5 protein-coding genes are annotated in these 6,226 nt (G+C 70.0%); 2 read left to right on the plus strand and 3 right to left on the minus strand.

Annotated elements, in window-relative coordinates; translation table 11 throughout:
* Positions 1-303: 303 nt before the first annotated feature.
* From AB0B90_RS29795 to AB0B90_RS29805, 3 genes are all read right to left on the minus strand, one after another.
* Positions 304-1,992 (minus strand): PQQ-dependent sugar dehydrogenase, encoded by a 1,689-nt coding sequence (locus AB0B90_RS29795; protein WP_362925865.1) that lies wholly within the window; start codon positions 1,990-1,992, stop codon positions 304-306.
* Between the two features lie 146 nt (positions 1,993-2,138).
* Positions 2,139-3,959, minus strand: a complete 1,821-nt coding sequence (locus AB0B90_RS29800) for an ABC transporter ATP-binding protein (protein ID WP_362925866.1) — start codon at positions 3,957-3,959, stop codon at positions 2,139-2,141.
* Between the two features lie 211 nt (positions 3,960-4,170).
* Positions 4,171-4,866 (minus strand): hypothetical protein, encoded by a 696-nt coding sequence (locus AB0B90_RS29805; protein ID WP_362925867.1) that lies wholly within the window; start codon positions 4,864-4,866, stop codon positions 4,171-4,173.
* A 267-nt stretch (positions 4,867-5,133) separates the two neighbouring features.
* Between AB0B90_RS29805 and AB0B90_RS29810 the strand changes: the two genes are divergently transcribed.
* Together AB0B90_RS29810 and AB0B90_RS29815 are read left to right on the plus strand one after the other, a co-directional pair.
* A complete protein-coding gene (locus tag AB0B90_RS29810) occupies positions 5,134-5,274 on the plus strand; it encodes a hypothetical protein (protein ID WP_350947093.1) in 141 nt (46 codons plus the stop codon).
* A gap of 195 nt (positions 5,275-5,469) precedes the next feature.
* Positions 5,470-6,018 (plus strand): Hsp20/alpha crystallin family protein, encoded by a 549-nt coding sequence (locus AB0B90_RS29815; protein ID WP_350947094.1) that lies wholly within the window; start codon positions 5,470-5,472, stop codon positions 6,016-6,018.
* Positions 6,019-6,226 lie beyond the last annotated feature (208 nt).

The following is a 6,226-nucleotide window of genomic DNA, read 5'->3' on the forward strand; positions in this document are numbered from 1 at the left end:
ATGGATGCCTTGACTGTTCCGGGGTGGACGGGCCATGTTCACCCTGCTTGATTCATCGAATCGGTTCGCTTCACGCCGAGAATCGGCGTCGACCTGCGCATCCCCGCCCGACGATCCGCGCGAAGCGCGGCGGCGGACGACGGGGCTCGGCCGTCGGCGGCCGAGGCCCCGGTCGAACGCGAACCGAACCGCACCCGCCTCGCACGGCGATGCGAGGCGGGTGCGCGTGCCCACCGGGATCGGCACGCCACCGGGGGACCGATTCCCCGGTGGCGTGCCGGTTCTCTCAGGCGTGGGCAGGACTCAGGGGCTCGTGCACTGGTAGCCGGACGGCGTCTGGGTGTTGCCGTTGGGGCGGCTCGCCTGGAAACCGAAGGTGGTGCTCTGGCCCGGGCCGAGCGCGCCGTTGTGCCCGGCGCTCCTCGCCGTGACGGTCTGCCCGCTCACGGTCAGCGTGGCGTTCCACGAACCGGTGACGGCGTGGCCGCTCGGCAGCGTGAAGGTCACCGTCCAGCCACTGGTCGCGGACGTGCCGGTGTTGGTGACCGTGACCGGCTGGATCACGTATCCGTTCGACCACTGCGTCTGGACGGTCCCCGTCGCCGAGCACCCACCGGGGCCGCCGCCACCCGGGGTGGTGGTGACCGTCATCGTGTTCGACACCGGCGAGAGGTTGCCCGCCGCGTCGCGGGCCCGGACCTGGTAGCGGTAGGTGGTGTTCGCGGTGAGCCCGGTCTCGGCGTACGAGGTGGTGGCCGAGGTCCCCACCTGGGTGAAGGTGCCGCCGGACGCGCCCGGCGCGCGCAGGACGTCGTATCCGGTCACGCCCACGTTGTCGGTGGAGGCGGTCCAGGCCAGGGTGGTGCCGGTGGAGGTCGTCCCCGACGCGGCGAGGCCGGTCGGCGCGGTCGGCGCGGTGGTGTCGCCCCCGGTGGTGGCCGGTGGGACGCGGACGATGCGGTCGTCCTGCGCCGCCGGGGTGCCGCGGCCGTCCCGGTTGCTGGTCGCCACCCAGAGCCAGCCGTCCGGACCGACCGCGACCGTGCGGAGCCGCCCGTAGGTGGACTGGAACTCGGCCAGCGGCGTGCCGGGGGTGCCGGCGCCGCTCAACGGCACCGTCCAGAGGCGCTGGCCGCGCAGCGCGGCGACGAAGAGCGTGTTGTTGGCCCAGGCCAGCCCGCTCGGCGACGCCTCGGCGGTCGTCCACGTGACGATCGGGTCGCGGAAGGAGGGGTTGTTGCAGGTGCCCTCGCACGTCGGCCAGCCGTAGTTGGAGCCCGCGACGATCTGGTTGATCTCGTCCCGGGTGTTCTGTCCGAGTTCGGCGGCGTACATCCTGCCCTGGGAGTCCCAGGTCAGGCCCTGGACGTTGCGGTGACCGTAGGTCCAGACGCGGGAGCCGGCGATCGGATTGCCCGAGGGCACGCCTCCGGTGGGTGTCATCCGCAGGATCTTCCCGGCGAGGCTGTTGACGTTCTGCGCGTTGGCGGTGGTGCCGGCGTCGCCGGTCGCCACGTAGAGCATGCCGTCGGGCCCGAAGGCGATGCGGCCGCCGTCGTGGATGGTGGCGCTCGGCACCCCCGAGAGGATCACCGTCTGTGTCTGTGGCGCGGTCAGTTGCAGCCTGACCAGGCGGTTGTCCCCGGCGGTGCTGGTGAAGTACGCGTACACCCAGCCGTCCTGGGCGTAGGTGGGCGACACGGCGATGCCGAGCAGGCCGCTCTCACCCGAGGCGCTCACCCCGCTGATGGTGGCGACCGCCGTGGGTGTCTGGTCCGGCCGCACCCGCAGGATGCGTCCGGTGTTGCGTTCTGACACCAGCGCGCTGCCGTCCGGCAGGAACGCCAGACCCCAGGGAACCTGGAGGCCCGTGACGGAGACCTGCGCCCGGGAGAAGTCGAAGCCGCCCACCACCTGGGCGCGGGCCTCGGGGGCGGTGACGACCAGCGCGAGCAGAGCCAGAATCAGGGCCGGTATGACGCGGGCGCGCATGATGGCCTCCTTGACCGAATCACTTTACGTATGTCAGCACCGTAGGCACGCGGGCCGCGGAACCTCAAACGCCGTGATCGATCCACCCTGACACTCTGGGAGTACGGCGTCACACCGGTGAAAATTTCACGCGAACGGTGAGACTCTCAGCGGGGGACGGCGTCCGAGCTGTCCTCTTCGAGGAGGAAACCGCCGGACTGGTGGTGCCACAGGCGGGAGTACGGTCCCTGGGCACGAAGGAGCTCGTGGTGGTCGCCCTGTTCCACGATGCGGCCCTGGTCGAGGACGACGAGGCGGTCCATGCGCACGACGGTGCTCAGCCGGTGCGCGACCACGAGGGCGGTGCGATCACGCATCAGGCCCCACAGGGCCTCCTGGATGAGAGTCTCGCTCTCGGAGTCCAGCGCGCTCGTGGCCTCGTCCAGCAGCAGGATCGGCGCGTCGCGCAGGATGGCGCGGGCGAGGGCGACGCGCTGCCGCTGGCCGCCGGAGAGTTTGACGCCGCGTTCCCCGACCAGCGTGTCGAAGCCGTTCGGCAGGGTCTCGGCGAACTCCGTGACGTGCGCCGCCCGCGCCACCCGGTGGATCTCGGCGTCGGTGGCGCCCGGCCGGGCGAAGGCGATGTTGTCGCGCAACGACCGGTGGAACAGGGCGGGCTCCTGCGGGACGTAGGAGATCAGGCTGCGCAGGTCGGCCTGGCGGAGCCGGGTGACGTCCTGGCCGCCGATGAGGATCCGGCCGTCCTCGATGTCCATGAGGCGTAGCAGCAGCCGGGTGAGGGTGGTCTTGCCGCCGCCCGACCGGCCCACCAGGCCGACCTTGGTGCCGGTGGGGATGTGCAGGTCCAGGCCGTCGAACAACGGCGGATTGCCGGAGTGCGCGAACGTCACCCGCTCGAACCGGACGCCGGCGTCGGCGGGGCGCAGCGGCTGCGGGTCCTTGGGGTCGACGACTGCCGGCGGGGTGAGGAGGAGCTCGGTGAACTGGGCGGACTCGGTGAGCACGCTCTCCATGCGACGGTAGATCTGGTTGAACTCGAACATGATGTTGATCGAGGTCGTGTAGTAGCTGAACGTCACCACGACCGCCTCCACGCCCAGGCCGCCGCGGAGGGTGATGGCGAGGAGCAGGCCGAGGGTGCTGGTGAGGATCGAGAGCGGGGCGATGACGGTGTCCACCCGGAGGTTGGCGTAGTCCCAGGAGCGGAGCGTCAGCCCGCGCTGCTCGGCGACCCGCGCCCGGTGCTTCGCGGCCTCGCGCTCCTCGGCGGCGAACGCGCGGACCGTCTCCATGTTGGCCAGCACGTCGGCGATGTGCCCGGACACCCGCACCTTCGCGGCCTCACGCTGGTCCACCAGTCTCTGGCGACGGCGAATGAGCGGGGCGATGACGAGGCCGGTGACGACGATGAGGCCGAGGAGGACGAAGACCAGCAGCGGGTGATACCGCCACAGCACCACCGAGGCGAAGGCCAGCGGCACCACCTTGGCGATGATCGAGAAGGTGAGCGTGTCCACGAAGTTCTCGAACCCGCCGGAGAAGCTCAGCACCCGCTTGGTCAGCGAGCCGGCGAAGTTGTCGTGGAAGAACGCGGCGTCCTTGGCCAGCAGCCTGTCCATGGCCATCACCCCGAGCCACTCGACGCCCCGGGCGTCCGTACGGTTCAGGAAGTGAATGCCCACCCGCCACAGCACCTCCCCGGCGAGCAGCGTCGCGCCGAAGCCGAGCACGTACGGCATGAGGGCGGCGACGTCGTCCCCGCCGTCGGACAGGCGCCCCACGATCGCACCCACCGCGAGCGGGGCGAGATAGAACAGGCAGGTGTTGCCCAACGCGGGCAGGGTGAGCGCGGGCACGGCGACCCGCCACTGTCTCAGCAGCTCCCGGTTGTAGTACCGCAGCGCCAGCAGGACGGCCGACCTCCGGGGAGACGGTCTGTCTTCTGGAGAATCGACTGATTCCAGCACGGCCATCCGCCCCTCCGAACACCCTCGGTCATGGCAATGGTGACGCAGGGTGTCAGGAGGATGCGAACGATTTTTCGCCGGTCGGATCATCGGGGCTCCGCCGCCCCGGATGGGCGGCGGGTCCGAGGTTCGCGGGATGGTGGGTCCTCCCGGTCAAGTGTGTGCCGTGGCCGGGAGGGCGGCGAGCGGAACTCGTGGAGGTCCGCGCAGGTCAGGGGCCGTTGAAATCGTCCGCCGTGCTCCGGCCTTCAAGCCGGGAGCGGGTCAGCCGCCCGGTGGGGGGGGCGGGCCAGTACGGGACCGATCGCTCGGCGGCGGACACGATGGCCGCGCCGTCCAGGGTGGCGATGCTCAGCTCGATCCCGGCGGAGGGCCACTCCACGCCGAGTTCGAAGGTCTCCGGGGGCGGTGAGGGCCAGAGCCACAGTCCGACGGTGAGGAAGCCCTCTTCGTCGCCGCCGCTGCGCAGGGACATGCCTCCGAACAGCCAGGAGAGCCGCGGAACCGATGGCGGGTCCTGTGGGAGCCGTGCCAGGTCGAACCTCTGCCCGACGGTGGTGGCCTTGGTGCCGTCGGCGAAGCGGACGCCGAACCGCAGCAGGTTGTCCGGTAACCCGCGGGCGCTCACGCTGGAGATCATGTGCGGAAACACGGACATCTGGAGGGCCTGGAAGTCGTCGGGGGGCAGGGAGCGCCGCCTCATGACGATGTCCACGTCCAACAGGCATCCGGTGCTGAACGCCCGGATCGTCGGCAGGGCGATGGCGACGTTCGGGGTGCGGGCGAGCAGAAGATCGCTGGTCATCGTCGCGCCCATCTCCTCGGCGGGCGGGGCGTACCAGGCGGGCAGTTCGGGTTTGGACGGGCGGGGTGCTTCTTCCTGTGCCGATGGGGGCTCGAAGAACATGCCTTTACCATATGGAAAAAATTTCGCGAGCGCGGGGCGGGGGAATCGCCGCGCTCGTCGGCGTTCGGCCCCCTTCCCGGGGGACGCGAGCCCATGGGCTAAATATGGAAAATCATCACTTTTGTCCTGGAATCGCATATTTTGGGGATGTGGTGAGGAAAGACATCACCTCCCCGGGCCGGGCGGCGTGACCGCGGCCCCGACGACGCCGGGGATTCGCGGCCGAGGACCGGCCGGAACCAATGATCAAGTGGAGGTCCACCCGTCATGAGCACGCATGTTCACGTCCGCCTCAATCGCGACATGACCGTGACCGAGGGGGGCGAGCTGCTCGTGCTGTCCCACTGCCGATGCGGTGCCACCTGGACCACGTCCTACCGGGCCGAGGAGGGAGAGCCCGAGAGGTGACCCGGTTGAGGTCGCCGGGGACGCCGCCCGGCGGGGCGGGTGGGGTCGGCGGCGAGTGTAGTCGCGACCTTTGTCGGGTATCTGTCACTACGCGGTAGCGCTGTGCTACTGGCCGCGCGGGCCGTTGCCCTGCTGCGGCCGAGGTTCCCTCGTGGGGGACGAGGAGCCTGATTCAAGCGTAAGCAGGGGGATGTCATGACATTGCCGATGAGGCGCACCAGGGGCGGCCACATGCACGGGGTCGAGCCGTTCGCGATACTGCGAAGGGACCCCTTCGGGGAGATGCAGGACCTGTTCAGCCAGCTCGGACTGCTGACCCGGCCGACGGTCGAGGGCGAGGCGGAACGCCCGTGGATGCCGATCGCCGAGATCGACGAGATCGACGACGCCTACCTCGCCAGGCTGGAGATGCCCGGCATCTCACCCGAGGACGTCGAGATCTCCATCAACGGCCGCGAACTGTGCGTCAACGGCGAGGTCCACAAGGAAGAGGGAAGTTCCAACGCGCTGCGGGTTCGGACGGGACGATTCCACTTCCACACCTCGCTCCCCTCCGACGTGGACCAGGAGGGCGTGGAGGCGTCGATGGAGGAGGGGATCCTGACCCTGCGGATCCCCAAGGCCACCCAGGGACAGGGGCGACGCATCCAGGTCAAGGCCGGGCATTCCAAGGGGCGCCCGGAGAGTGGACGTTCGGAGAGCGGCCGCTCCGGAGGGCGATCCGAAGGCGGAAAGCGGTCCTGACCGGGCCTTCCCCCTCACGTCCGCAGGTCGAGGTTCTCGCCGTCTCTCGACGCCTCGCTGTCCGTGCGCGGCCCGCATGACCGACTGAGCCGTCCACCCCCGCACCGCACGCGCCGGCCGGGTGTCCGAGAGGGATCCCTCTTCCTTGTGGACCTCGCCGTTGACGCACAGTTCGCGGCCGTTGATGGAGATCTCGACGTCCTCGGGT

This window comes from Streptosporangium sp. NPDC049078 (assembly GCF_040648855.1).
Taxonomy (GTDB): domain Bacteria; phylum Actinomycetota; class Actinomycetes; order Streptosporangiales; family Streptosporangiaceae; genus Streptosporangium.